This window comes from Erythrobacter sp. AP23, assembly GCF_001542855.1.
In the GTDB taxonomy this organism is placed as follows: Bacteria; Pseudomonadota; Alphaproteobacteria; order Sphingomonadales; family Sphingomonadaceae; genus Qipengyuania.
This window is the reverse complement of the sequence record NZ_LNBY01000015.1, coordinates 106,042-132,284: the sequence shown is the minus strand read 5'-3', so window position 1 is coordinate 132,284 and position 26,243 is coordinate 106,042. Positions and strand designations below refer to the sequence as shown.

The following is a 26,243-nucleotide window of genomic DNA, read 5'->3' as shown; positions in this document are numbered from 1 at the left end:
GGCGGCCTAACCGATCATGACTGCCGCACTCGGCCAGGTCAGTTGACGGGCGTTCCGTCGCGATAGACGGCGCGTTGGGGAACGGCCACCGTCACCGGTACCAGCATATATTGCCCGGGTTGGCTGTATTGTACCGTCCCGGCGCTGGCGGTTGCCTTCCGCATGTAGTCGTCGAGATAGGCCTGGCACTGGCTGTAGCTGTCGGTCCGCCGACGGTTGCCGTCCTCGATCGCATCGCCCGCCGCCATTCCGGCCAGCGCGCCCGCACCTGCGCCGATCAACGTCCCGGCGGTCCGGTTGCCGCTGCCCGCGATCCGATTGCCGAGCACGCCGCCCGCAACGCCGCCGATCAGCGCCCCGATCACTTCGCCGCGGTCGCTGTCGCTCTCATATGTGTCGAGGCGCGCGCGGCATTCCTCGAGCCAGGCGTTTCTGTCGAAGGCAACGACTTGGGCCCCGGCGGGAAGATAGGCCGGAGCCCCGGCATATCCCGCCTGATAGCCATAGCCGTACTGCACGGGAGGTACCGGAGCCTGGGTCGGCGCGTTGGGATAGATCACCCGCGCCGCGCCGGCGGGGGGCTGTGCATAGACCACCGGAGTCGGATAGGCGTAGATCACCTGGGGCGGCTGCCGGACGTAGATATAGGTCGGCTGCACTGTCTGCACCGGGGTCGTGGCGGCGCGGGCCGGGATGGTCCGCGTGGCCGGTGCCGGTTGAGTCGCCGGCGTTTCGGAGCTGTAATAGACCGGATTCGAAGGATCGATCGACTGTATCGTCGGACTGCTGACGAAGACCGGGGTTTGCGGGCGCGGCGGGATGGATCGTGCCGCGCTTACCGTGTCGGTCGTCGAAGTCGCATCGGTCGCCGTTTCGGTGACGACATCGTCGTCAAGTTCGGGGCTGGGCTGCGCGTATTCGTACTGCCCTGTTTCATAGGACATGGTTTCCTGGGCCACGGCAACGCCCGCCTGGAGGGCAAAGCTGGAAGCGGTCAGCGCGAGGGCGGTACGAAGGATCATGGAACGGGCTCCCTGCAAGCGACTCGGCAAAACGCCGGCGCGCAATTACCCGACCAGTGTAGGCATCTGTCGCGCCGAGCGCAAAAACGGTGCACGCCATGTACCGCTATGGGGCAGGCACGCTCAGATCCGGTCCGACAGCATCCGGGCGAGCGCTTCGATCCCGTCCGCATCTTCGCGGTCGAAGCGTGCCTTGGCCGGGCTGTCGAGATCGATCACCGCGATCGCCTTGCCGTCGCGCAGGATGGGGACGACCAATTCGGAATTGGTGACCGCGTCGCAGGCGATATGGCCGGGAAAGGCATGCACGTCCTCAACCAGCTGCGTGGTGCCCTCTTTCGCGGCCACGCCGCACACGCCCTGGCCCATCGGGATCCTTATACAGGCGGGCCGGCCCACGAACGGGCCGAGTACCAGCTCGCCCTCGATTACGCGGTAGAATCCCGACCAGTTGAGTTCGGGCAGGAAGTCCCACAGCAAGGCAGCGATGTTGGCCATGTTGGCCACTCCATCGGGCTCGCCCGCCGTCAGCGCCTCGGCCGCGTCGAGCAGCTGGCGATAGGCTTCGGGCTTGGGGGTGCCGGGTTCGGGACGAAAATCGAACATGGCGCGCGATGTAGCGCGCGCAAGCCGCTCTTCAAGCCCCATTGCTCGCGGGGCCGGGCTCGCTTATCTCCGCTGCCCATGGGTATTCTCAAGAAGCTGGGCACCGCGCTCCTCGTCATCCTGCTGGTGGTCCTCGTCGCTGGCTATTTCCTCACCCGCGGCGATACCGCCGATGTCGCCTTCGAGGAAACGGTCGGGACCGACCCGACGCTCGACGAACCCGCCGAGGAAAGCTTCCCGACTGTCGCGATCGCCGAACCGGTCGGCTGGGCCGAAGGCGAGGTGCCGGTTGCGGCAGAAGGGCTTGCCGTGAATCGCTTCGCCGAGGGGCTCGACCATCCGCGCACACTGCAGGCGCTGCCCAATGGCGATATCCTCGTCGCGCTGACCCAATCGCCCAAGATCCAGACCGGCGAGAGCAACTGGCTGCGCGATCTCGTCGCCGGCTTCCTGTTCCGCAAGGCGGGCGCAGGCGGTGACAGCGCCAACCAGATAGTGCTGCTGCGCGATGCGGATGGCGACGGGATCGCGGAGGGCCGCTTCGTGCTCCGCGACGATCTCGATTCGCCCTCGGGCATCGCCTGGGGCGACGACACGCTTTATATCGCCAATCACGACGAAGTGCTGGCCTTCGATTACGAGCTCGGTTCCACCGAGCTGAGCGGCGAGGGGCGCAAGATCGCCGATCTCGCTCACGGCACAGGCCACTGGATGCGCAATCTGGCGCTGCAACCCGATGGCGACCGGCTCTATGCCGCCGTGGGTTCGAAATCGAACATCGGCGAAGACGGTATGGAGATCGAGGAGGGGCGGGCGCTCATCTGGGAGATCGATCTCCAAAGCGGTCGCCAGCGGGTTTTCGGCGCGGGTTTGCGCAATGCCAACGGCATGGATTTCAGCCCCTGGTCGGGCGAGCTGTGGACGACGGTGAACGAGCGCGACATGCTCGGCTCGGACCTCGTGCCCGATTACCTCACCAATGTCCCAGTCGGCGCGCATTACGGCTGGCCCTGGGTCTATTTCGGCGACAATTTCGACCGTCGGGTGGAGTATCCGATCCCGCAATTCATCAACTATGTCCGCACGCCCGAATATGCGCTCGGCCCGCATGTCGCCGCGCTCGGCCTGGTGTTCAGCCGCGAAGGTGCCAGGATGGGCGAGCGCTTCTCCAGCGGCGCCTTCATCGCACAGCACGGCTCATGGAATCGCAAGCCGCCGTCGGGCTACGACGTGGTCTATGTCGCCTTCGACGAGCGCGGCAATCCGACTGGCAAGCCGCTGCCCGTACTGACCGGCTTCCTCAAGGACGACGGCACGACGCGCGGACGCCCGACCTGGGTCGAATGGGCGGGCGACGGGTCCTTGCTGGTCTCCGACGACACCGCCGGGATCATCTGGCGCGTGGTTGCCCCCGACGCAGAGGCGCAGGCCGGGATCGACAGAGTGACCGGCAACCGGCTTCCCGCCCGGCGCGAGCTTCGCGGGCAGGAAGCGACTTTCGGAGAAGACGATTACGCGCGTCGCGTAACCGCCGAATAGCCTATCCGACCAGCTGGTCGGCCGAGAGCGCGTAGAGCGGTTCGGCCCCGGCCGTGGCCGCAGCCTTCAGCCCCGAGGCTTCGGGAACGATCCGGTCGAGGAAGAAGCGCGCGCTGGCCGACTTGCTTGCCGCAAGGCCGGGCGCGTCGCCCGCCTCGATCGCGCGCAATTGGCGCAGCAACTGCCATCCGGCGACCGAGACAGCGAGCATCGTGCAGAACGGCACCGATCCGGCGAGGCGATCGTCGAGGCTCGCCTCCTCACGCATCCAGTTGGCCACCGCTTGGCAATCGGCGACAAGTGCGGCGAGCGTGGGGTGTTCACCGGCGTCGCGCGCGATATCGGCGATCAGCGCGCTCAGCGCCTCGCCGCCATCGAGCCCGAGCTTGCGTGTGACGAGGTCGGCGGCCTGGATGCCATTGGTGCCTTCATAGATCGGGGCGATGCGCGAATCGCGCCAGTGCTGCGCCGCGCCGGTTTCCTCGACGAAGCCCATGCCGCCATGGACCTGCACGCCCAGGCTGGCGACTTCGATCCCGATATCGGTGCCCCAGGCCTTGATCAGAGGGGTGAGCACTTCGCCGCGCGCGCGTGCCGCGGCATCGCCCAAGGTGCCGCGATCGACCTGGCCGGCGGTGTAGTAGAGCAGCGCCCGCGCGCCTTCGGTGAGGGCACGCATGCGCAGCAGCATGCGGCGCACGTCGGGATGCTCGAGGATCGCGACCGGCGCCTTGTCCGGCGAGCCCGCGCGTGCCGACTGGATGCGATCCCTGGCATAAAGCTGCGCCTGCTGCGTCGCGCGTTCGCCAATCTGGACGCCCTGATTGCCGACGTTGATGCGCGCATTGTTCATCATGGTGAACATTGCCATCAGGCCGCGGTTTTCTGCTCCGACCAGTTCGCCGATGCAATCGTCATTGTCGCCATAACTCATCACGCAGGTCGGCGAGGCATTGATGCCGAGCTTGTGCTCGATGCTGACGCAGCGCAAGTCGTTGCGCGGGCCGGGGGAGCCATCTTCCTTCACGTGATATTTGGGTACGATGAAGAGCGATATTCCGCGACTGCCCTCGGGCGCGTCGGGGAGCCGCGCGAGAACGAGGTGAATGATGTTCTTCGACAGCTCGTGCTCGCCCCAGGTGATGTAGATCTTCTGGCCCTTGATGCGGTACTTGCCCGCGTGCTCGCCCTCGGCGATCGGCTCTGCCGTGGTGCGCAGCGCGCCGACGTCCGATCCGGCCTGCGGTTCGGTCAGGTTCATCGTCCCCGACCATTCGCCGCTGACCAGTTTGGGAAGGTATTTCTCCTGCAGCTCCCTCGAGCCGTGGTGTTCGAGCGACTCGATCGCCCCGACACTCAGCATCGGCAACAGGTTGAAGGCCATGTTCGCGGTGCCGAGGTTTTCGAGTACATTGCACGAGAGCGTGAAGGGCAGGCCCTGGCCGCCGAATTCGACCGGGCCGGAGATCGCATTCCAGCCCTGCTCGACATAATGGGCGTAAGCTTCCGCAAATCCGTCCGGCAGACGCACCAAGCCATTTTTCAGCTTTGCTCCTTCGAGATCGCCGACGCGGTTGAGCGGTGCCCATTCACCTGCGGCGAATTCGCCGATTCCGCCAACGATCGCCTCGACCATGTCGGGTTCGGCGGCGGCGAATTTCTCGCTTCTCGCCAGTTCCTCGATCCCGGCGTTGACGCGGATGGCGAGCAGCTGGTCCTGAGTGGCGGGGGTGTAGGTCACGTCTATTCCTCTTGGCTTTGTGCGCCCCCAGATATAGCGCGCGGGCATGAGCGGCAAATACGCTACGGAAACGCTCGACGTCGATGAAGGTGGCATCGCCCGCGCCGCGCAGATCCTGCGCGACGACGGCCTTGTGGCCGTGCCGACCGAAACGGTCTACGGCCTTGCCGCCCGCGCCGATAGCGATGCGGCGGTGGCGCGAATCTATCGGGCAAAGGGCCGCCCGAGCTTCAATCCGCTCATTGTGCATGTCGCCTCGCTCGAGCAGGCGCGTAGCCTGGCCGAGATCTCGCCCGAAGCCGAGCAACTGGCTGCCCGGTACTGGCCCGGTCCGCTGACGCTCGTGCTGCCGCGCCGGCGCAATGCCGGGTTGTCGGCTGCCGTGACCGCGGGGCTCGACACGCTGGCGCTGCGGATGCCATCGCACCCGGCGATGCGTTTGCTGCTCGAAAGCACCGGCCTGCCGATCGCCGCGCCTTCCGCTAATCGCAGCGGCTTTATCAGCCCGACCTCGCCCGCCCATGTGCTGGCTTCGCTCGACGGGCGGATCGATGCCGTGCTCGATGGCGGGGAGTGTGAACGGGGGCTCGAATCGACGATTGCTGCGGTGCGCGCCGATGGATCGGTCGAAGTGCTGCGGCCGGGGCCGATTGCGCTCGAAGCGGGTGGAAGCAGCGGCGAGCGGATCGAAGCGCCCGGCCAGCTGGCCAGCCATTACGCCCCGGGCAAGCCGGTGCGCCTCGACGCGACGCAAGTTGCGCCAGACGACTTCATGATCGGGTTCGGCTCAGTGCAGGGGGACTGCACGCTGTCGGCGCGCGGCGATCTCGCCGAAGCCGCGGCGCGCCTATACGCCTGCCTCCACGAAGGGGCGCGGTCGGACAAGCCGCGCATCGCGATTGCGCCGATTCCGGAACGGGGTATCGGCATCGCGATCAACGACCGCCTGCGTCGCGCCGCGACGCCTGCCGATTAGTCTTCGGGCTCTACCGGTATCGACGGAATGATCTGCTGCATCTCGGCATAGGTGTCGCGTGCCTCGTCGCAGGCGCGGCGATTGCCGTCCTCGCACCGGTCGAGCTGCTTTTCATAATCGCGCTCGAGCTTCGCCAGCCGCGCCTCGCGCCGCCGGATTTCGCGACCTCGCTTCTCGTCGGCTTCGGACTGGCTGGTAGTGGCGAGGTCCACGCCCTTGCCGACGACCTTTACGGGTGCCGTGGCGACGTCGACCACCGTCTTGGCAAGGCAGCCGGGCAACATCACGGCTGCGGGAAGGAGAACGAAAATGGCTAGGCGACGCATGCGGGATCCTTTCGCTGCGCCGCCTAGCCCAGTTTGTGTGAAACGTCGATGAATTCAGGCTTCGGGAGCCTCGGGGGTCGCCGGTGTCGCCGCCCTGACTTCGCGGCAATTGAGCGTGCCCGATCCCATCGAATTGACGGTGCAGTTCGCGCGACCGTTTACGGTGATCGTGCCCGAACCCATGATGCTGGCCTCGACGCGGCCGTCGGAGGCGAACTCCGCATCGCCCGATCCGGCCACCGAGATATCGGCGTCGCCGACGGCGAGGTCGGGCATTTCTGCCTTGCCCGATCCGGCGATGGTCAAGTCGAGCGTTTCGACCTTGCCGCCGGCCGAGAAATCGCCCGAACCGGCGATCGTGAGATCGAGCGATTCGGCATCGAACGCGGATACTGCCGCCGTTCCCGACCCGGCAATGGTCACATCCGCCCGGCCGGTCATCGACGGTGCTTCGATATCGCCCGATCCGGCCAGAACGATTGCGCGCAAGCTAGGCATCGTCACGCGCACTGTCGCGGTGCCGCGGTCCTTCCAGCTGTTCTTTTCGCGGCTGATGCCAAGTGTCTCGTCGTCGAGCGAGAAGCGCAGCGCATCGACTGCGTCGTCATCGCCCGAGACGGCGATATCGAGATCGGAGCCTTCCGTCACGATGACCTTGTCGGGGCCGGCCAGGACCAGTTTCGTCGGCGAGGCACCGGTCATGTCGAGCTCGGACAGAGGCACGCCTTCACTGTCGCCTATCTGGATGTTCATTCCGTCGCACCCGGCAACGAGCGCGGCGCCGGCAAGGGCGGCAATGGGGGCGAGCCCCTTGAGAAGTCGGTGGATCATCGCGATGGTATTCCTCTAGCTGCGGCAGTCCGTGTTGCTGATATAATACAGCAGGCATAGATCATCAAGGCTATGCAGCAGGAGGCAGGCTCGCAGGACCCCCAGGGTCGACCGGCGATAGTCGCCGCCCAGACTCAGCGCGAACAGGTCAGGCGGCCAGACCCCATCCGCGTCTGCGTGCAGTCGGTCGTTCCCGAAACCACGGCGTCGCCGCTCCCGACGATGCTCGCCGATACGCTGTCATCGGCATTGAAGCGCGCATCGCCCGAACCGGCGATCGACACGGTGGCGCGCCCCATGCGCAGCCGCTGGCCGTCGATATCCCCGCTTCCGGCGATCGTGATGGCCCCATCCTCGGCGCGACCGGCAAGCCGCAGATTGCCCGTCCCGGCGACCGTCGCGGCCAGTTGCCTGGTTGCGATGCGACCGACATCGATCGTACCCGAACCGGCCAATGTGGCGCCCACTTCGCTGGCATCCATCCGGTCGATCGACAGATTGCCCGAACCGGCCAGCGTGACGCCGTCGACCGAGGGGGCCGTAACCTGGATGGTTGCGATGCCATCGACCGGGTCCTCGCGCCAGCGGCGACCGATGACCAATTGCTCGTCCTTGATCTTGAAGCGCAGTTCGGCGAGCACGTCGGGACTGCCGCTGGCCCTCACGCGCCAGCGATCGCCGCGGGTGATCGCGACATTGTCGCGGCTGGCCAGCGTGACCTGCTCGAAGCGACCCGTTGCGGCCCAGGATGCGGAGATACGCTCGCCATCGTCGAGGGAGGACCGCCATTCCTCTTGCGGATGGGCGTGGATGGCGGGCATTGCGGTTGCGGCGGCGAGGCCGAGCGAGCAGGCGGCAAGGATACGAAACATGGCGGTTCTCCCGATTGATGGACGCATGCTTCCCACCATGCCGAGCACAAGTCGAGCGCGTTCGTCGACAAGTGTAATCGTTTCATGGAATCGCCGGCATGCACAAAAAAGGGGGCGCCTTGCGGCACCCCCTCCCGTGTCTCGGGAAACGCGAAGCGCTTACGCGTCCTCGGTGTTCTCGTAATATTGCGGCGCGTGTTCGCGCAGCACATCGAGGATCTTTTCCAGCGCGGTCGGCTCGTCGGTCTTCTCCATCGCCGCAAGTTCGCGGGCGAGCCGGCTCGAAGCCGCTTCGAAGATCTGGCGCTCCGAATAGCTCTGTTCGGGCTGGTCGTCCGGGCGGAACAGGTCGCGGGTCACTTCTGCGATCAGGACGATTTCGCCCGAGTTGATCTTTGCTTCGTATTCCTGCGCGCGGCGGCTCCACATGGTCCGCTTGACCTTGGGCTTGCCCTTGAGGGTTTCCATCGCTTCCTTGAGCGTCTTGTCGCTCGACAGCTTGCGCATGCCGATCGATTCGACCTTGTTCACCGGAACGCGCAGCGTCATGCGTTCCTTTTCGAAGCGGAGGACATAGAGGTCGAGCTGCATGCCGGCGATTTCCTCGCTCTGCAGTTCGATGACACGGCCGACACCGTGCTTGGGGTAAACAACGTAATCGCCAACGTCGAAGGCATCAGCCTTGCTTGCCATGCAATCTATCCTTTCGTCCGGGCCCGGCCGGGGTGGTCAGCAGCGTCACGGAAAGCCTCGGCCGCAATCCCCAAGCGGGAGTGCGGTCTGGTACCGAATGTGACGTGTGCTGGTGGCCTGCCCTTTCAATTCTCACACCTGCCCGGGAGCAAACCGGTGCAGTTGTTGCATTATATAACACAGCTGTAAGAAAATTGCGAATCTGCGCGCTCGCGCAAGCAAGCCACTAGTTCGAGCTGTCGCGCAGCGCCGCAATCAATGCGCCGAACAGCAAGAGGAAGCCGGTCGCCCAAAACCAGGTGATCAATGCGAGAACAGCGCCCAAAGCACCGTAAGTCGCGTTATAGCTGCCGAAATTGGCGGCATAAAAAGCGAAAGCGCCGGTTGCCGCCAACCAGCACACCGCGAAGACGAAAGCCCCAGGCCAGATTGCCGCCCATGGCGGACGAGGTGCATTGGGCGCGAATCGGTACAGCAGGCCCGCGCCCAGAACGGCAATCGCAAAGAGGAAAGCGAGGCTTGCGATTCCCCCGATCGCTCCATCGAGGCTCGCCAGAGCAGCGCTTCCAATGCCTGCCATGATCAAGCCTGAAAGACCCGCTCCGGTAATCGCCACCGCCACGAGATTAGCCTTGATGAAACCGCGGGGCTCGTCTGCATGGAATACGATGTTCAGCCCGGTCATCAGCGATCGAGCCCCGTTGCGCGCCCCGAAGAGGGCGATCCCCAGCGATGCCGCCAGGCCGAGCCCTTGCGCACCCGCTGCCCCGCTCGCAACGGACTCCAGCTGGCTGGCGATTAGTTCGGCAGCCGAAGGGGGTAGCTTCTCGGCCAGCACTGTCACATGCCCGGCAACGGTCGAAGGTTCTGCGATCAGCCCGTAGGACAGGACCAGCGCAGCGAGCGCGGGGACGAGGGCTAGCAGGGCATAATGCGCGATGCCTGCCGCAACGATGCCGATATTGTCTTCGGCGCCGCGCTGCCACGCTCTCTTGAGATCGACGACCACCCAGGCGAGCGATCAGTCGCCTTCGCCGGGTTCGGGCGAGAAGAACTTCTCGAACTTGCCCTCTTCGTCCTTGTGCTCGTCCGCATCGGCGGGCGGTTCCTTAGACTGGGTGATGTTGGGCCATTCGGCGCTGAACTTGGTGTTCAGCTCGAGCCATTTTTCAAGCCCATCCTCGGTATCGGGGAGAATCGCCTCAGCGGGGCATTCAGGTTCGCAAACGCCGCAGTCGATACACTCGCTGGGATTGATGACGAGCATGTTCTCGCCCTCGTAGAAACAGTCGACCGGACAGACCTCGACGCAGTCGGTGTACTTGCATTTGATGCAGGCGTCGGTGACGACATAGGTCATGGGTAGCGTAATCCTCGCGAAGTGTTTCCCTGATCCGCGCTGCTAGGGCGGATTATCCGTTGGGGTCAAGCTCCCGATAGCAGGCTTGTGCTTCGCGCGGCGGACCGCGGCGCTTCGGGAGACGCAGGATTTCGACCAGCTTGACCGAATTGCCGAGCGGCAGGGTGAGGATGTCGCCCGCGGCAATGCCGCGCGAGCAGCGTTTCACGCGCTCGCCATTGCGGCGGATATGGCCCTGTTCGACCAGCCGATGGGCCGCGCTGCGGGTGCACACGAAGCGCAGGTAGCACAGCAGCCGGTCGATCCTCACGCGGGCACGACCATCAGCGGACCAAATCGGCGAGGGCCGCAAAGGCGTTGCCCTCGCGCGGGGGAGCGGGTTTGCTGCGTTCCTGCTTGCGGCGCGAAGGGCGCCATTCCCAGCGATCCGGGCGCGGCGGGCCGAACCGGCCCTCTGCAAGCGGCTTTGCCTTCTGCACGCGGAAACCCGCATTACCGAGCAGCCGCGCAATATTGCCTTCCTCGAGCCCGATCGAGATCGGTAGCGAGTAGTCGAGCACAAACTTGCGCTTGCGGTCCTTGGCCTGCGCCTTGGCGCGTGATTCGTGCGCGGCGCGCAGGATCTTCTCTGCCAGGTCGATGCGGATCGCCTGGCTGCCGGTATGGCGATAGCCCGAGGGCAGTTTCCTTGCATCGGGGATCACCGGTAGCATCGCTTCTTGCAACGGCCGCCGGTCGAGCCCGAGCGCATGCAGCAGCTGCCGCGGTGCGGGTTTGAGCAGCGCAGGCGCGAAAATGTCGAGCGCGCCGAAGGTCACGCCGATCTTGCGCAGGAACGGGCGCATTTCCTTGGGCAAGTGTTCGATGCCCGCTTTTTCCCGCGTCACATAGCCATGTCCCGCAATCAGATTGAGCAGCAGTGCGCGCGCCTGTGACCCGGCATCGGGATTGCTCGCGGCGTGATGCATCTTTTCGAGCGGCGCGAGCGGCTCCAGCTTCGTCGCGAGCCATGCTTCCAGCGCTGCCATCAGCTTTGCGCGCGCAGCTTCGGGCAGCGTGGTCACTTCGCGCGTGGGCCTCAAGAGCGGCGTTACGGCGCCATCGCGATGCTCGAGCTTGGCGAGTTCCTGCCCGTTCCAGCGGATGGCGCCGCGCGCAAGCTCGATCTCTTCCATATCCGAGGCTGCCAGTGCCTCCGCCTTTTCACCGAGCAGTTTCGGCAACGCTTTCTCGGCAGCAGCAAGCAGCATACGCCGGTCCTCGTGCCGGGCGGAGGGATCGACCGCAAAGCGGAGCCCTTCGACATGGCCGAGAACTTCGCCCTCCACGCTCACTTCGCCTGAATCGCTCAATTCGATCGGCAACATGCCTGCATCCTGTCCTAGCGACTTCATCAGGATCGCCGTCCTCCGGTTTACGAATCTCTCGGTCAGTCGCGCGTGAAGCGCATCCGACAATTTGGCCTCGACCGCCCGTGCGCGCGATGCCATTTCATCACGCGCCAACACCCAATCGGGACGCTGGCAGATATAAGCCCAGCTGCGAATCGCCGCGATCCGCCCCTGCAGCGTATCGATGTCTCCGGACATGTTGTCGAGTTCGCTGATCCGCGCCGCGACATAATCCGCGCCGATATAGCCTTCGGCGAGATCCTGCCACAGCCGCGCGACGAAGCGCGCATGCACGTCGGGACCGCGCTGGCGGAAGTCGGGCAGCGAGCAGGCCTCCCAGAATCGGCGCACCGCACCATGTCCCCGGACATCGCCCGCGACGGGTTCCACGGCGAGGCGCTTGAGCGTCGCCAGGTCGATGGCTTCGGGCGCGAGGCGCAGCGCCGGATCGTCGGGCGGCGCTTCGAGATCGGAGATCAGTACGGGCAGTGAATCGAAGCGCGGCTCGGGCTCGCGCCCGTACAGATGGGTTAGCGGAGCGAAGCGGTGTTCTTCGATTGCATAGACCTCCTCCTCGGTGAGTTCGGGAGGAGTGCCGTGCTTATTCGTCCCTGCCAACGTTCCGAAGGTTCCGTCGCGCCGATGGCGGCCCGCGCGTCCGGCTATCTGCGCCATTTCCGCAGGCAGCAGCCGGCGCATCCGCATGCCGTCGAATTTTGTCAGGCCGGCAAAGGCGACATGATTGACGTCAAGGTTCAGGCCCATGCCGATCGCGTCGGTCGCGACGATGTAGTCAACCTCTCCGCTCTGGAACAGCGCGACCTGCTTGTTGCGCGTCTCCGGGCTGAGCGCGCCCATGACCACCGCCGCGCCGCCCCGGAAGCGCCGCAGCATTTCCGCCACCGCATAGACCTGCTCCGCGCTGAAGGCGACGATTGCGCTGCGCGGGGGCAGGCGCGAGAGCTTGCGCGGGCCGATGTAAGTGAGGGTCGAAAAGCGCGGGCGGTCGGAAATCTCGGCCTTGGGCACCAGCTCGCGCACCAGCGGTTCAAGCGTCGCGGAGCCCAGCAGCATGGTTTCCTCGCGGCCGCGCGTGTTCAGCAGGCGGTCGGTGAAGATGTGGCCCCGTTCGCGATCGGCGGCAAGCTGCGCCTCGTCGAGAGCCACGAAGGCGGCGCTCGCCCCGTCGCGCGGCATCGCTTCGACCGTGCAGCACATATAGCGCGCGTTCTTCGGCTCGATGCGTTCTTCGCCGGTGATCAGCGCGACCGCGTCGTCGCCCTTGATCGCACGCACCCGATCGTAGACTTCGCGCGCCAGCAGGCGCAGCGGAAAGCCCATGCAGCCGCTCGAATGCGCCGCCATGCGCTCGATCGCCAGATGCGTCTTGCCGGTATTGGTGGGTCCGAGGACCGCCTTGATCGCGCTACCCTGCACACCCCTTAATTGGCAGTGCGCGGGCGCCAGGGCAACCGCCCGACCCTATGGCGACTCGATTCACCGCAATCCGGACTCGCATGGCCGCAGATTAAGGCGGCCTTTACTTTGTTTTGGCAGGCAATGCGGGCAGAGGACCCGATACGAGGGTCGAGCCGCATCCATTCGCGCCGGAGCGGCCAATGGGAAGGGGCACAGCGTGTATACGTCCCACGCGGACATACAGGATACGGCACAGCCCACGGCGACCGGCGGTTACGGTCAGTCCGCGGCGGCCCTGGCGCATGACCAGATCGTGCCGAATCCATCCGGACCCCCTTTTTCCTGGACCATCTTGCGGGAACAGCTTTCGGGCCGGATCGCCGCGCTCGACCTTGCGCCCGACCTCGGCAGCGAGATCGGCAGCAAGCGTTGGCTGCGCGGGCTGGGCACATTCGTCGGCCTGACTGCCACTGCCCTGGCCTTTTGGCCGAGTTTCGCCCCGCTCGAGGCGGCGGCATCCGCGCATATCGACGATGCGGTGCGCGATGAATACCGCAGCCAGATGATTCTCCCGCTCGCGCTCGGGGCCGACAGTGGCAGGCACATGGGTGCGACCACGCTGGTCGAACCGCTCGCCGCCGCGCCGGAACGGCCGCGGCTCGAAATGGTCGCGACGCTGGCAAGAGGCGATAGCTTCGAACGCATGCTGCGCCGCGCCGGCGTGGGGCGTGACGACAGCCAGCGCGTGGCCGAACTGGTCGGCGCGGCGCTGCCGCTGAGCGAAATCGAATCGGGTACAACGTTCGACATTACCCTCGGTCGCCGCCCCGCACCGGGCGCGCCGCGCCCGCTCGAGACGATCGGTTTTCGCGCGCGCTTCGATCTCGAACTCGAGATCGGGCGGTTCGCAGAAGGCTCCGATCTTTCGCTGACAAAGAATGTGATCCGGGTCGATGAAACGCCGCTGCGCATCCGCGGCACCGTCGGTGACAGCCTCTATCGCTCTGCGCGTGCCGCGGGCGCACCGGCCAGTGCGGTCCAGTCCTATCTCAAGACGCTGGGCCAGTATGTGAACCTCGATCGCGACGTTCGTGCGGGTGACACGTTCGATTTCATCCTCGCCCATCGCCGCGCCGCCACGGGCGAACGGCAGGCGGGCCAATTGCTCTATGCCGGGCTCGAGCGGGGAGAGACGCCGCGCGTGCAACTGATGCGCTGGGGCGAGGATGGCGAATTCTACGAGGCCTCGGGGGTGGGCGAACAGCGCGGAGGGCTGATGGCGCCCGTGCCAGGGCGAACGACTTCGGGCTTCGGCATGCGCCGCCACCCGATCCTGGGCTATCGCAGGATGCATTCCGGCCTCGACTTCAAGGCGCGTCACGGGACCCCTATCGTCGCCGTGACCGATGGCCGCGTCACCGGGGCGGGGCGCATGGGTGGTTGCGGCAATGCGGTGCGGTTGCGCCACGACGGCGGGCTCGACACGCGTTACTGCCACATGAGCCGCATTGCGGTGAATCGCGGGCAGAGCGTGCGGCGCGGACAGGTAATCGGCTATGTCGGCTCAACCGGCCTGTCGACCGGCCCGCACCTTCACTACGAAATGTATCGCCATGGCAGGGCGATCAATCCGGCCTCAGTGAAATATGTCACCCGCGCACAGCTGACCGGGGCGGAGCTGCGACGTTTCAAGGAAGCGCTCACCCGGATCAAGACGGTCGAGCCCGGCGCAGCACTGGCCGAATTGCAGCGCACCTCTGCCGAGGTTGCCGCGCAGGAACCGATCCGCGAAATCGACAAGCTTTCGCCGCCCGTGAAGGGCTGAGATTGCGCCAAGCGCGTGCTTGCGGCACAGCGTCGCCATGACCAATGCAAGCTATCCCGCTACCCGTCTGCGCCGCACCCGCGCGAGCGCGTGGAGCCGCACCATGCATCGCGAGACCGTGCTCACCGTGGCAGACCTCATCTGGCCGCTGTTCGTCACCGATGGATCGGGCGTCGAGGAGCCGGTGACGAGCCTCCCGGGCGTCTCGCGCTGGTCGGTCGATGGGATCGCGTCTCGCGCCAAAGAGGCCGTCGAACTCGGCATTCCGTGCATCGCCTTGTTTCCCAATACGCAGCCGGAAAAGCGAAGCGACGACGGCGCCGAAGCTCTCAATCCCGACAATCTCATGTGCCGGGCGATCAAGGCGGTGCGCGATGCCTGCGGCAGCGATATCGGCATCCTCACCGATGTCGCGCTCGATCCCTACACCAGCCATGGGCAGGACGGGTTGCTCGACGATGCGGGCTATGTCGTAAACGACGATACGGTAGCCGTGCTTGTCGATCAGGCGGTCAACCAGGCCAATGCCGGGGCCGACATCATCGCGCCGTCCGACATGATGGACGGGCGGGTTAAAGCGATCCGCATGGCGCTGGAGATGAATCGGCATCCCAATGTCCAGATCATGGCCTATTCGGCGAAATACGCCTCCGCCTTCTACGGCCCGTTCCGCGATGCAGTGGGCTCGGGCGGCCTGCTCAAGGGCGACAAGAAGAGCTATCAGATGGACCCGGCGAACGGCGATGAAGCGCTGCGCGAAATCGCGTTCGACATCGCCGAGGGGGCCGACAGCGTGATGGTCAAGCCGGGGCTGGCCTATCTCGATGTGATCTGGCGCGCGAAACAGGAATTCTCCGTTCCCGTCTTCGCCTACCAGGTGAGCGGCGAATATGCGCTGATCGAAGCGGGCGCGGCAGCGGGCGTGGGCGACCGCGACGCGCTGCTGATGGAAAAGCTGATGGCCTTCAAGCGCGCCGGGTGCAGCGGCGTGCTGACCTATCACGCACCCCGCGCCGCGCAGCTACTGAATGGCTGATATCATTGCCGAAACCGACCGGCTGATCCTGCGGACCATCGAGGAGGGCGATGCTGCCGAACAGGATCGGCTGCTCAATACGCTAGCGGTGATGGCGCGGCTTGGCGGGGTCAAGGAATTGCACGAGATCGAGGCCAAGCACGCCAAATCCATGGCGCTCTATGCACGCGAGGGCTTCAGCTTCCTGTTCATGATCGAAAAGGCGAGCGGCGAGATGGTCGGCCATTGCGGGATAAAGCGCGTCGACAATCCGCTTGCGCCCAATGTCGGCGATCACGAGGTGGGCTGGCTGGTGCGGGAGGATCGCTGGCGGCGCGGATATGCCGAAGAGGCAATGCGCGCCGTGCTCGACTGGGCCTTCACCCGCGTCGGCGCGCCGCATGTCGTCGCGCTGACCAGCGAGGCCAATGCCGGAAGCTGGAAACTGATGGAAAAGCTCGGCATGGTCCGCCGCGAAGATCTTGATTTTTCCGACCCGGCCTATCCGGCCGAGGACAATCCGACGATCCAGTATTCGCTCACGAGAGAGCAATGGGAGAACACCCGATGACCGCGAGCCGCCCCGGCGTCACCATCGTTCCGATTCACGGCCACACGCCGAAAATTCACGATAGCGCCTTCGTCGCGCCGGGCTGCACGATCATCGGCAATGTCGAGATCGGGGCCGACAGCTCGGTCTGGTACAATTGCGTGTTGCGCGCCGATGTCAGCCGCATTGTCATCGGCGAGCGCTCGAACATCCAGGATGGCAGCGTCTGCCATTGCGACCCCGAAAGACCCGGCGATCCCGACGGTTCGCCGTTGATCATTGGCGACGACGTGCTGATCGGCCACATGGCGATGGTCCATGGCTGCACGATCGAGGATCGCGGCTTTGTCGGCCTCGGCGCGATAGCGATGAACAAGGCGGTGATCGGCTCGGATGCGATGCTCGCCGCCGGTGCCATGCTGACCGAAGGCAAGGTGATGGGGGCGCGCGAGCTGTGGGGCGGTCGCCCCGCGCGGAAGATGCGCGATCTGGATGATGCGGCAATTGCCGGCATGCGCATCGGCGTGGCGCATTACGCCGAGAATGCCAAGCATCACGGCGAGGCGGTGGCCAAGGCGTTTGGGGACTGACGTCACGCTGTCGCAATGTACGCGGCGCGACTTTGCTCAATCGCGGATCAGCGCCCTTAGTGCCTCGATCCGGTCCGCCTCGTGCGCCGGCTTGTCCCATCGAATGCGGTGGATACGCGGAAAGCGCATGGCGAGGCCCGATTTGTGGCGTTTGCTTTCGTGCACGCTGTCGAAGGCGACTTCGAACACCAGTGTCTTTTCGGTCTCGCGCACGGGGCCGTAGCGGTTGATCGTGTTCTGGCGCACGTGACGGTCGATCTTCTTCAGTTCCTCGTCGGTGAAACCCGAATAGGCTTTACCAACCGGTAGCAGGTCCGCGCCCTTGTCTGGATCGCCATTCCAGCAGCCGAAGGTGTAGTCGGAAAAGAAGCTGGAGCGTTTGCCCGAGCCGCGCTGCGCATACATTAGTACGCAATCGATCAGCAGCGGATCGCGTTTCCACTTGTACCAGTACCCGACGCGTCGCCCGGCGATATAGGGGCTATCCTTGCGCTTGAGCATCAGCCCTTCGATTGCGTCTTCGCGACTGCCTTCGCGAATTTCGGCGAGATGTCCGAAGTCGCGCGCCTCGACGACCGAGCTGATGTCGAAATGGCTGTCGGGCAGGCGGGCCATCAGCGCTTCGAGCCGCGAGCGGCGCGCGGTCCACGGCTGTTCGCGCACATCTTCACCTTCGATCAGAAGCGCATCATAGAGCCGGACGAAGGCTGGGAACTCGGTGAGCATTTTCTTGCTCACGGTTTTGCGCCCGAGCCGCTGCTGCAGCGCGTTGAAGCTGGCTGCTCCTCCTTCCTCGCCCCCCTGCGTCGAGCCGCGCACCAGCAATTCCCCATCGAGCACTGCGGGGAAGGGCAGGACATCGAGCAGCTCTGGGAAAGTCACCGAAATGTCGTCGCCCGAGCGGCTGTAGACTCGAGTCTCCTCGCCTGCGCGTACCAGTTGGACGCGGATTCCGTCCCATTTCCATTCGGCCGCATAGTCGGCGAGGTCGACGACCGTGTCCTCGAGCGGATGCGCGAGCATGAAGGGCCGGAAGGTGGGAAGGTTCTCGATGTCGGGCGGAGCCTGGCCATGTGCGGCCCAGGCGAAGAGCGGATCGTAAGGCGGCTCGAGGCCGTGCCAATATTCCTCCACCTGGTCGACCGACACCGCGAAAGCTTGCGCGAAGGCGGTTTTAGCCAGGCGGCTCGACACGCCGATGCGCATCCCGCCCGTCGCGAGCTTGAGCAATGCATAGCGACCCGATGCGTCGAGCCGGTCCAGAAGCTTCGGCAACCCGGTCAGAACGCTCTTTCGGGTCAACGCCGACAGCAGTTCCACGGTTTCGCTCACGCCCGGCGGATCGGGTTCGTTGCCGGGCGCGGGCCACAGAAGGCTCGCGGTTTCCGCCGTGTCGCCGACGAAATCGCGGCTCAGGGTCCACAGAACCGGATCCACGCGGTCTTTCAGGAGATTGCGGATGGTGGAGCTCTTTACCGCTGGAAAATCGAGCCCGTCGGCGAGCGCCGCCAGCGCCCATCCTCGGTCCGGGTCGGGTGTCGCGCGCAGATACTCCGCGATCAGGCGCAGCTTTTCGTTGCGGCTGCGAGTGTAGACCAGAGCATCGATTAGGGCGGCAAACTCGTCCACCCTCAATCGTCCTCGTCTTCGTAGCCGACAAGGGCCAACGCGCGGGCGCGGCGCTGATGGAGCTGGCACCAGCGTAGCAGCGCGTCCTCCCGCCCGTGGGTGATCCAGTTTTCGCTCGCGTCGACCTCTTCGATCGTCCGGGTCAGTTCGCCCCAGTCGGCATGGTCGGAGATGACCAGCGGCAATTCGACGTTCCGCTGCCGAGCGCGCTGGCGAATGCGCATCCATCCGCTCGCCATGGCGGTGATCGGATCGGGCAGGCGTCGGCTCCACCGGTCGTTGAGTGCGCCTGGCGGGCAGACAACGATGTGGCCGCGCATTTCGTCCTTGTCGGCATCCGACACGAGCCGCAGTTCGCCCAGATCCACGCCGTGCTCCTCATAGAGGCGGCACATCTTCTCCATCGCGCCGTGTAGGTAGATCGGATCCGTGTGTCCCGCGCGACGCAGTTCGGCGATCACACGCTGCGCCTTGCCGAGAGCATAGGCGCCGACCAGCACGCAACGGTCAGGATGCGCAGCGAGCCGCTCGAGCAGTTTCTGCATCTCCTCCTCGATCGGCGGATGGCAGAATACCGGCAGGCCAAAAGTCGCCTCGGTGATGAAGATATCGCAGGGCGTGGCTTCGAAGGGCGGGCAGGTGGGGTCGTGACGTCGCTTGTAGTCGCCGGTGACGATCACTCGCTCGCCTGCATGTTCGAGCAGGATCTGCGCGCTGCCAAGGACATGGCCCGCCGGGATATAGGTCGCATCGACCCCGCCGGGCAGGCGGATCGTCTCGCCATACTCGACCGGCGTCGCCCCGTCGCGTGTTGCGTAGCGCAACTCCATGATCGCGAGCGTCTCAGGCGTAGCAACGGTCTGGCCGTGCCCCCCGCGCGCATGGTCGGCATGGCCATGCGTGACTAGTGCCTTGTCGACCGGACGGCTGGGATCGACCCAGCAATCGGCGGGGGCGATATGGATACCGTGCGGCTCGGGGTTGATCCAGGAGAAGGGGGCAGCAGCCATCCTCGATTCAAACGAAAAGAGCGCCGACCGTTCCCGGTGGCGCCCCCCATCGCTGCCGATTCGCAGATCAGCTCTTGGTTTCGTCCTTGCCCTTCTCGGCACCCGCTTCGGGCTTCTTGGGCGTTGGCTTCTTCTTCGCCGCGGGTTTCTTCTTCGGCGCTGCCTTGCGCCTGGTCTTGGGCGGGGCGGGGGTGAGTTCGAAGGCGGGCTTGCCATCCTTCATCGTCACCGACACTTCGCCGCCATCGGCAAGCTTGCCGAAGAGCAGTTCTTCAGCCAGCGGCTGCTTGATCCGTTCCTGGATCAGACGGCCCATCGGACGGGCGCCGTAGAGGCGGTCGTAGCCCTTGTCGGCCAGCCAGGCGCGCGCATCCTTGTCGAACTGGATGTCGACATTCTGTTCGGCCAGCTGCAGTTCGAGCTGGAGGATGAACTTGTCGACCACGCGGGCGACGGTTTCCTTGCCGAGGTAGCCGAAGGGCACGATTGCATCGAGGCGGTTGCGGAATTCGGGGGTGAACATGCGCTTCACCGCTTCTTCGCTCGCATCTTCCTTGCTCACGTCGCCGAAACCGATGCCCTGGCGCGCCATGTCGGCGGCGCCGGCATTGGTCGTCATGATCAGCACGACGTTGCGGAAATCGACCGTCTTGCCGTGGTGGTCGGTCAGTCGGCCATTATCCATCACCTGGAGCAGGATGTTGAACAGGTCGGGATGCGCCTTCTCGATTTCGTCGAGCAGCAGCACGCAGTGCGGGTTCTGGTCGACGGCGTCGGTCAGCAGGCCGCCCTGGTCGTAGCCGACATAGCCCGGAGGCGCGCCGATCAGACGCGAAACGCTGTGGCGCTCCATATATTCGGACATGTCGAAGCGCTTGAGCTCGATACCCATGATCGAGGCGAGCTGGCGCGCGACCTCGGTCTTGCCGACGCCGGTGGGGCCGGAGAACAGGAAAGAGCCGATCGGCTTGTCCGGATCGCGCAGACCCGCACGGCTGAGCTTCATCGCGGTCGACAGTTTGTGCACCGCCGGGTCCTGGCCGAAGACGACGTGTTTGAGGTCGCGCTCGAGGTTTTCGAGCGCCTTCTTGTCGTCCTTCGAAACCGACTTGGGCGGGATCCGCGCCATGGTGGCGATCACGGCTTCGATTTCCTTGGCGGTGATCTTCTTTTTGCGACGGCTCGGCGGAACCAGCATTTGCATTGCGCCGACTTCGTCGATTACGTCGATCGCCTTGTCGGGCAGTTTGCGGTCGTTGATGTAGCGCGCCGAAAGCTCGACCGCCGTCTTGAGCGCATCGATGGTATAGGTCACCTTGTGGTGATCCTGGAACGCGGTCTTCAGACCTTTCAGGATCTTGACCGTATCCTCGATCGTCGGTTCGTTGACGTCGATCTTCTGGAAGCGACGCAGCAGCGCGCGGTCCTTCTCGAAGTGGTTGCGGAATTCCTTGTAGGTGGTCGAACCGATGCAGCGGATCGCGCCGCTGGAAAGCGCGGGCTTCAGCAGGTTCGAAGCGTCCATCGCCCCGCCGCTCGTCGCCCCGGCACCGATCACCGTGTGAATCTCGTCGATGAACAGGATCGCGTCGGGCATGCCCTCGAGCTCATTGACGACCTGCTTCAGGCGCTCTTCGAAATCGCCGCGATAGCGTGTGCCCGCGAGCAACGCGCCCATATCGAGCGAATAGATGACCGCGTCACGAAGCACGTCGGGAACATCGGCCTCGACGATCTTGCGCGCGAGCCCCTCGGCGATGGCGGTCTTTCCAACGCCCGGATCGCCGACATAGAGCGGGTTGTTTTTCGAACGGCGGCACAGGATCTGAATTGTGCGGTCGACTTCGGGGCCGCGGCCTATCAGCGGATCGATCCGCCCGTCCTCGGCCTTCCGGTTGAGGTTGACCGTGAACTGGTCGAGCGCCGTCTCCTTCTTGCCCTTCTCGCCGGGCTTTTCGTCACCCTGCGCCTCGGCACCTTCGGCACCCTCGGGCGGGCGGCTTTCGATCTGTTTGCCGCCCTTGCCGATGCCGTGGCTGATGAAGCTGACTGCATCCAGTCGGCTCATGTCCTGCTGCTGGAGGAAATAGACCGCATAGCTATCGCGCTCGGAAAACAGCGCGACCAGCACGTTGGCGCCGGTCACGGTATCCTTGCCCGAAGACTGGACATGCAGGATCGCGCGCTGGATCACGCGCTGGAACCCCGCGGTCGGTTGCGGATCGGCGCTCTCGTCCGCCTGGAGCGACTGGTACTCCTGCTCGAGATATTGCTTCACCACCGCAGTGAGCTCGGTCAGGTCGACCCCGCAGGCGGTCATCACCTGCGCCGCGTCCTCATCGTCGATCAGGGCGAGGAGCAGGTGCTCCAGCGTCGCATATTCGTGACGCCGTTCGCCCGCATCGGTGAGCGCTGCGTGGAGGGTCTTTTCGAGGTTTGCGGCAAAGCTGGGCATTCAAAGGTCTTTCTCACAGGGACTCGCGCGGGGCGAATACGAAACAGCCTATCGGCCGAAGGTTAGCCAATGCTGTATAGGCGTCGCATATGGTGACAGACGCGGGATATTTCAGCCCCCGCATCTCCAACTATTCCTTTCGCCCAAACAAAGCCTCGGCCGCGTCACGGTGTGCGGCGGCGGACCGGCGATGCTTTTCGACGCGTGCAATCTCGGCTTCGAGCAGCGCGATGCGCGCAGCCAGTTCGTCTTGCGAATAGGGGCCGAGGTCCTCGCTCGCCAGCATGCTCGCGGCATCGCCTCTCGGGCGCGGACTCTCGTCGTCGTTCATCTCCTCCAATCTCGCAAGTCTGCCCGGTTGCTGTCAACGGGGTCGCGCGGTATTGCCTCGCGACGTGGCCACGCCGCCACGCAGAACTGGCTTGATACGGGGGTGTGAGTGGCAGCCGAATTACCCGAGACGATGACCGCGATGGGTTTCGACGACCCGGGCGGTCCCGAAGTCTTGCGGCCGGAGACGCTGCCCGTGCCGAGGCCGGGCGAGAATCAAGTGCTGATCAGGGTCTCCCACGCTGGCATCAACCGCCCCGATGTGATCCAGCGCCAGGGCTTCTACCCACCGCCGCCGGGAGCCTCGCCGATTCCGGGGCTCGAGGTCGCAGGAACCGTCGCCGCCGTTGGCGAGGGGGTCTTGCCCGAGATGGTCGGCCAGCGCGTTTGCGCGCTCGTGTCGGGCGGGGGTTATGCCGAATATTGCCTCGCCGACGCGAAGCATTGCCTTTCCGTTCCCGAAGCCATGCGGATGGATGCGGCCGCGGCGATTCCCGAAACGCTGTTCACTGTATGGCACAATGTGTTCCAGCGCGGCTGGGCGAGCGATGGCGACACGCTGCTGGTCCATGGCGGCACAAGCGGCATCGGTACGATGGCCATCCAGCTCGCCAAGGCATTCGACATCGCGGTGATCGCCACTGCCGGGAGCGAAGAGAAGTGCCAGGCGATCCGCGATCTGGGCGCGGATCTGGCGATCAACTACAAGACGCAGGATTTCGTCGAGGAAGTGAAGGCGTTCACCGGCGGCACCGGCGTCGATATCGTGCTCGACATGGTCTCGGGCGAATACGTCGCACGCAATATCGAATGCCTCGCGGACGATGGGCGTCATGTCACGATCGCGGTACTCGGCGGGCTAAAGGCCGAGATCAACATGGCCACCGTCATGCGCAAACGCCTGGTGCTGACAGGTTCGACGCTGCGTCCGAGATCGGACGAATTCAAGGCGCTTCTCGCCGACGATATCAACGAACAGGCCTGGCACCTGTTCGAAGACGCGACCATCGCGCCGGTGATGGATCGGATCTTCCCTCTCGTCGAGGCCGGTGCCGCGCATGCGCGGATGGAGGCGGGCGACCATATCGGCAAGATCGTCCTCGAGGTTGCGCCACGCTGACTCGCAACCGTCGCAATTTCGCCGATCCGTAACGACACTGTGAATCGCACGTAACAATCTTGCTTCAAGTCAGGGCTCGATACCTAATCGGGGGTCAGGCCCATGAACGATCTGCCCAACCACTTCGATGCGGCGCACAAGGTCGCGAATTTTCCTTCGCTCAAGCCCGCCGTGCCCGAGCGTACCAAGGGAAAGCGGCGCAAGTACCGGACCATCTGGATCAGCGACATCCATCTCGGGACCAAGGGGTGCAATCACGAGCTGCTGATCGATTTTCTAGACCATACCGACAGCGAGACGATGTATCTGGTCGGCGATATCATCGACGGCTGGCGACTGAAGAAGAAGCTCTACTGGCCCGCCGAACATAACGACATCGTCTGGCGCATCCTCAAGCGCGCCAAGCGCGGCACGCGGATCATCTACATCCCGGGCAATCACGACGAGATGATCCGCCCCTTCAGCGGCATGAACTTCGGCGGCGTCGAGATCATGCGCGCCGCTTTCCACGATACCGCCGACGGCCGTCGCCTGATGGTGTTGCATGGCGATGAATTCGACACGATCATGCTCGCGCATCGCTGGCTCGCCTATGTCGGCGACGCGCTCTATCACGTCATGATGAAGCTCAACAATTGGGTGGCCTCCGTGCGTGCGCGGCTCGGCCTGCCCTATTGGTCGCTCTCCAAGGCCGCCAAGCACAAGGTCAAGAACGCGGTCGAGTTCATTTCCCGATACGAGGAAGTGGTTGCCCGGGCCGCTGCCGAGCGCGGCGTCGACGGGGTCGTGTGCGGGCACATCCACACTGCCGAATGCCGCAATTTCGTCCACGAGGGGCGGGAAGTCGAATACTGGAACGACGGAGATTGGGTCGAGGGCTGCAACGCGCTGGTCGAGCATTTCGACGGAACCATGGAAATCCTCAACTGGCCCGAGGAAGTTGCGCGGCGCGAGAATGCAGCGACCGACGTCAAGACGTCCGTGCCGGAGGCTGCGTGAGTTCGCTGCTCGGGGTGGAGGGGCCGATCGCCGAATCGCCACCCCATTGGCCACAGCGCATCGCCATCGTCACCGACGCCTGGTTGCCGCAGATGAACGGGGTCGTGCGCACGCTGACGACGACCTGCGACCAGCTGCGCGAACAGGGGCACGACGTTCTGGTCGTCTCGCCCGATCAGTTCGCTTCGCTGCCCTGTCCGACCTATCCCGAGATCCGGCTGGCTCTTGCCAGGCCCGGCGCGGTAGCGAGCCGGCTGCGCGATTTCTCGCCCGAGGCGATCCATATCGCCACGGAGGGCCCGCTCGGAATGACGGCACGGCGGTATTGCGCAAGGCACGGTATCGAGTTCACTACCGCCTATCATACGCAGTTTCCCGATTACCTCGCCAAGCGCACGCATCTGCCCGCCGAGTGGTTCTGGCGCTATATCCATTGGTTCCACCGCCCGGCCCAGCGCGTGTTGGTGGCCACCGAAAGCATAAGCCAGGAACTGCGCGCGCATGGGTTGACCCGGTTGCACCGCTGGAGCCGCGGCGTCGATCTGGCCTGTTTCACGCCCGATGCTCCGCCGCCGCCCGAGTTTTCCGACCTGCCGCGCCCAATCCAGCTCTATGTGGGGCGCGTGGCGGTAGAGAAGAATATCGAAGCGTTTCTCGAAGGCGACTACCCCGGCAGCAAGGTGGTCGTCGGTGACGGGCCGCCGCTGGCAGCGCTGGAGGCGAAGTTTCCCGAGGCCCGTTTCCTCGGTCGCCGGTCGGGTCGGGAGCTTGCGGGCTGCTATGCTGGCGCGGACGTCTTCGCTTTCCCGAGCAGGACCGACACTTTCGGTCTGGTCATGATCGAAGCGCTGGCCTGCGGCACGCCAGTTGCCGCCTATCCGGTGCCTGGCCCACGCGATATCGTCACCGAACGCGTCGGCGCGTTGCACGAGGATCTCGACCGGGCAATCGGCGCGGCGCTGTTCTGCGATCGCAATGCCTGCGCCGAATATGGCGCGAGTTTTAGCTGGGCCGCAGCCACCGGGCAGTTCCTGAGCGGCCTCGCCGCTTTCGAGGCCGAAGAGCTACCCGCCGCCGGAGGCTTTCGCTTGCCGAATCCGGTGCGCTCGCCTACATCGGGACCACAACGGCCGTCCCGCGAGGGGCGGCCTTCTATTTTCGTAAGGCGAGAAAAGGCACTTTCATGGCCGACCAACCCAAACCGCTGATGCCGCATGCCACCGCCACCTGGCTGGTCGACAATACCGGCCTGTCGTTCGAACAGATCGCCGAATTCTGCGGCCTCCACATTCTCGAAGTGCAGGCCATGGCCGACGACCTGGCGGGCAGCAAATATACCGGCCGTGACCCCGTGCATTCGGGCGAACTGACGCTGGCCGAGATCGAGAAGGGTCAGGCCGACAGCGAATACCGGTTGAAGATGCAGCGCGCCCCGGTCGCGGTAAGCCGTACCAAGGGACCGCGCTACACGCCGGTCTCGAAGCGCCAGGACAAGCCCGACGGGATCGCCTGGATCCTGCGCAACCATCCGGAAATTTCCGATGCCCAGATCGGCAAGCTTATCGGCACCACGCGCAACACGATCACCGCCATCCGCGAGCGCAGCCACTGGAACATTCAGAACATTCAGCCCAAGGACCCGGTCACGCTCGGCTTGTGTTCGCAGCGCGAACTCGATGCGGTGGTGGCCAAGGCAGCCAAGAACCTGCCCGCCGAGGAGGAGGCCGCACCGGTCGAGACCAGTGGTACCAGCGACCGCGAAAAGCTGATCGAAGAACTGCGCGCCGAGCGTGAGGCCAATGAGAAGGCCGCTGCCGAAGCCGCGCAGGAAGCCGAAGCCGCCGCCTGGCTCGAGGCCAAGCGTGCTGCGGAGGAAGCGGGCGAGACAGAAGAACCCGGCGAAGCCTGATCGTTTCGAAGACGTGAAATTCCGAAGGCGGGGGA

General features: G+C 64.8%; 25 protein-coding genes. 10 read left to right on the top strand and 15 right to left on the bottom strand.

The features are described 5' to 3' along the window. Positions 1-38: 38 nt before the first annotated feature. Positions 39-1,022: a glycine zipper 2TM domain-containing protein gene (locus ASS64_RS07370; RefSeq protein ID WP_067692078.1), complete on the bottom strand. Its 984-nt coding sequence runs from the start codon at positions 1,020-1,022 to the stop codon at positions 39-41. Between the two features lie 123 nt (positions 1,023-1,145). Beyond that, positions 1,146-1,628 (bottom strand): GAF domain-containing protein, encoded by a 483-nt coding sequence (locus tag ASS64_RS07365; RefSeq protein WP_067692074.1) that lies wholly within the window; start codon positions 1,626-1,628, stop codon positions 1,146-1,148. A 78-nt stretch (positions 1,629-1,706) separates the two neighbouring features. Here ASS64_RS07365 and ASS64_RS07360 point away from each other — a divergent pair, with 78 nt between their 5' ends. Continuing rightward, positions 1,707-3,167: a sorbosone dehydrogenase family protein gene (locus ASS64_RS07360; protein ID WP_067692071.1), complete on the top strand. Its 1,461-nt coding sequence runs from the start codon at positions 1,707-1,709 to the stop codon at positions 3,165-3,167. Between the two features lies 1 nt (position 3,168). Here ASS64_RS07360 and ASS64_RS07355 read toward each other — a convergent pair whose 3' ends face one another. Continuing rightward, entirely contained in the window at positions 3,169-4,908 is a 1,740-nt protein-coding gene (locus ASS64_RS07355) for an acyl-CoA dehydrogenase (protein WP_067692068.1), read from the bottom strand. Positions 4,909-4,954: 46 nt separating this feature from the next. On the opposite strand from ASS64_RS07355, the gene ASS64_RS07350 reads away from it, so the two are divergent. Then, positions 4,955-5,884 carry an L-threonylcarbamoyladenylate synthase gene (locus ASS64_RS07350; protein WP_067692065.1) on the top strand — a complete coding sequence of 310 codons (930 nt, stop codon included), beginning with the start codon at positions 4,955-4,957 and terminating at the stop codon, positions 5,882-5,884. Here ASS64_RS07350 and ASS64_RS07345 read toward each other — a convergent pair. The 8 genes from ASS64_RS07345 to ASS64_RS07310 all read right to left on the bottom strand — a co-directional run bounded on the left by ASS64_RS07345 (position 5,881) and on the right by ASS64_RS07310 (position 12,794). Beyond that, entirely contained in the window at positions 5,881-6,210 is a 330-nt protein-coding gene (locus ASS64_RS07345) for a hypothetical protein (RefSeq protein ID WP_067692062.1), read from the bottom strand. The genes ASS64_RS07350 and ASS64_RS07345 overlap by 4 nt on opposite strands. 54 nt (positions 6,211-6,264) lie before the next feature. Beyond that, on the bottom strand, positions 6,265-7,041 hold the full coding sequence (locus ASS64_RS07340) for a head GIN domain-containing protein (RefSeq protein ID WP_067692058.1): 777 nt from the start codon (positions 7,039-7,041) through the stop codon (positions 6,265-6,267). A gap of 134 nt (positions 7,042-7,175) precedes the next feature. After that, entirely contained in the window at positions 7,176-7,913 is a 738-nt protein-coding gene (locus ASS64_RS07335; RefSeq protein WP_067692055.1) for a head GIN domain-containing protein, read from the bottom strand. A 159-nt stretch (positions 7,914-8,072) separates the two neighbouring features. Further along, positions 8,073-8,606 (bottom strand): CarD family transcriptional regulator, encoded by a 534-nt coding sequence (locus ASS64_RS07330; RefSeq protein ID WP_050601467.1) that lies wholly within the window; start codon positions 8,604-8,606, stop codon positions 8,073-8,075. A gap of 226 nt (positions 8,607-8,832) precedes the next feature. Beyond that, entirely contained in the window at positions 8,833-9,615 is a 783-nt protein-coding gene (locus tag ASS64_RS07325) for a YihY/virulence factor BrkB family protein (protein ID WP_067692052.1), read from the bottom strand. A gap of 12 nt (positions 9,616-9,627) precedes the next feature. Further along, positions 9,628-9,966, bottom strand: coding sequence for a ferredoxin FdxA (gene fdxA, locus ASS64_RS07320; protein WP_067692049.1), 339 nt, complete (start codon positions 9,964-9,966; stop codon positions 9,628-9,630). 52 nt (positions 9,967-10,018) lie between these two features. Next, entirely contained in the window at positions 10,019-10,276 is a 258-nt protein-coding gene (locus tag ASS64_RS16660; RefSeq protein WP_067692046.1) for an RNA-binding S4 domain-containing protein, read from the bottom strand. A gap of 13 nt (positions 10,277-10,289) precedes the next feature. Then, a complete protein-coding gene (locus ASS64_RS07310) occupies positions 10,290-12,794 on the bottom strand; it encodes a helicase-related protein (protein WP_369815362.1) in 2,505 nt (834 codons plus the stop codon). Between the two features lie 199 nt (positions 12,795-12,993). Here ASS64_RS07310 and ASS64_RS07305 point away from each other — a divergent pair, with 199 nt between their 5' ends. The 4 genes from ASS64_RS07305 to ASS64_RS07290 are packed head-to-tail and all read left to right on the top strand — an operon-like array spanning position 12,994 to position 16,756. Continuing rightward, positions 12,994-14,601 (top strand): M23 family metallopeptidase, encoded by a 1,608-nt coding sequence (locus ASS64_RS07305; protein ID WP_234002355.1) that lies wholly within the window; start codon positions 12,994-12,996, stop codon positions 14,599-14,601. A gap of 37 nt (positions 14,602-14,638) precedes the next feature. Continuing rightward, complete coding sequence (gene hemB, locus ASS64_RS07300) at positions 14,639-15,637, top strand: porphobilinogen synthase (protein ID WP_067692043.1); 999 nt, start codon at positions 14,639-14,641, stop codon at positions 15,635-15,637. Then, the gene (locus tag ASS64_RS07295; protein ID WP_067692040.1) at positions 15,630-16,187 is read left to right on the top strand and encodes a GNAT family N-acetyltransferase; all 558 of its coding nucleotides are present in this window, start codon (positions 15,630-15,632) and stop codon (positions 16,185-16,187) included. The genes hemB and ASS64_RS07295 overlap by 8 nt, the downstream gene beginning before the upstream one ends. Beyond that, a complete protein-coding gene (locus ASS64_RS07290; RefSeq protein WP_067692037.1) occupies positions 16,184-16,756 on the top strand; it encodes a gamma carbonic anhydrase family protein in 573 nt (190 codons plus the stop codon). The genes ASS64_RS07295 and ASS64_RS07290 overlap by 4 nt, the downstream gene beginning before the upstream one ends. A gap of 36 nt (positions 16,757-16,792) precedes the next feature. Here the strand turns inward: ASS64_RS07290 and ASS64_RS07285 are convergent, their stop codons facing one another. The 4 genes from ASS64_RS07285 to ASS64_RS07270 form a co-directional block, all read right to left on the bottom strand. After that, complete coding sequence (locus ASS64_RS07285) at positions 16,793-18,385, bottom strand: cisplatin damage response ATP-dependent DNA ligase (protein ID WP_067692034.1); 1,593 nt, start codon at positions 18,383-18,385, stop codon at positions 16,793-16,795. Between the two features lie 2 nt (positions 18,386-18,387). Then, a complete protein-coding gene (locus ASS64_RS07280; RefSeq protein WP_067692031.1) occupies positions 18,388-19,395 on the bottom strand; it encodes a ligase-associated DNA damage response exonuclease in 1,008 nt (335 codons plus the stop codon). Between the two features lie 67 nt (positions 19,396-19,462). After that, positions 19,463-21,850 (bottom strand): ATP-dependent Clp protease ATP-binding subunit ClpA, encoded by a 2,388-nt coding sequence (clpA, locus tag ASS64_RS07275; RefSeq protein WP_067692028.1) that lies wholly within the window; start codon positions 21,848-21,850, stop codon positions 19,463-19,465. A 130-nt stretch (positions 21,851-21,980) separates the two neighbouring features. Then, positions 21,981-22,181, bottom strand: a complete 201-nt coding sequence (locus tag ASS64_RS07270; protein WP_067692025.1) for a DUF1192 domain-containing protein — start codon at positions 22,179-22,181, stop codon at positions 21,981-21,983. A 132-nt stretch (positions 22,182-22,313) separates the two neighbouring features. Here ASS64_RS07270 and ASS64_RS07265 point away from each other — a divergent pair, with 132 nt between their 5' ends. The 4 genes from ASS64_RS07265 to ASS64_RS07250 all read left to right on the top strand — a co-directional run bounded on the left by ASS64_RS07265 (position 22,314) and on the right by ASS64_RS07250 (position 26,208). Next, positions 22,314-23,300 carry an NAD(P)H-quinone oxidoreductase gene (locus ASS64_RS07265; protein ID WP_067692021.1) on the top strand — a complete coding sequence of 329 codons (987 nt, stop codon included), beginning with the start codon at positions 22,314-22,316 and terminating at the stop codon, positions 23,298-23,300. Positions 23,301-23,402: 102 nt separating this feature from the next. Then, positions 23,403-24,299: a UDP-2,3-diacylglucosamine diphosphatase gene (locus tag ASS64_RS07260; RefSeq protein WP_067692019.1), complete on the top strand. Its 897-nt coding sequence runs from the start codon at positions 23,403-23,405 to the stop codon at positions 24,297-24,299. Between the two features lie 92 nt (positions 24,300-24,391). Further along, entirely contained in the window at positions 24,392-25,507 is a 1,116-nt protein-coding gene (locus tag ASS64_RS07255; protein WP_083508262.1) for a glycosyltransferase family 1 protein, read from the top strand. Continuing rightward, complete coding sequence (locus tag ASS64_RS07250) at positions 25,483-26,208, top strand: DUF1013 domain-containing protein (protein ID WP_067692016.1); 726 nt, start codon at positions 25,483-25,485, stop codon at positions 26,206-26,208. Before ASS64_RS07255 ends, ASS64_RS07250 begins: the two co-directional genes overlap by 25 nt. Positions 26,209-26,243 lie beyond the last annotated feature (35 nt).